This window comes from Lyngbya aestuarii BL J, assembly GCF_000478195.2.
Taxonomy (GTDB): domain Bacteria; phylum Cyanobacteriota; class Cyanobacteriia; order Cyanobacteriales; family Microcoleaceae; genus Capilliphycus; species Capilliphycus aestuarii.
In genome coordinates this window covers 1-322 of record NZ_AUZM01000417.1, presented here as the reverse complement: position 1 = coordinate 322, position 322 = coordinate 1, and the positions used below count along the sequence as shown (strand labels likewise).

The window sequence follows — 322 nt, the reverse complement described above, 5'->3', positions numbered from 1 at the left end:
AATATAGATGTTATCTCCCATGCCAATTTCATCGCCATAATACAATACAGGCGTTCCGGGCAGCGAGAGCAGCAAACTATTGAGCAACTCAATTTGACGGCGATCATTGCCGAGTAGGGGGGCTAACCGACGACGAATCCCTAAGTTGATGCGAGCTTGATGATCTTGGGCGTAGACTTTGTACATATAATCACGATCTTCATCTGTGACCATTTCCAAAGTCAGTTCATCATGATTTCGTAGGAACAACGCCCACTGAGAGTTAGAGGGAATCGCGGGAGTTTGGTTAAGAATATCAATAATGGGGAAACAGTCTTCCATC

Annotated in this window: 1 protein-coding gene; it reads right to left on the bottom strand. The window is 45.0% G+C overall.

Annotation, left to right across the window (positions count from 1 at the left end; translation table 11 throughout):
* On the bottom strand, nt 1-322 hold a 322-nt coding region (locus M595_RS28755; RefSeq protein ID WP_023070066.1), incomplete at both ends, for an alpha-amylase family glycosyl hydrolase.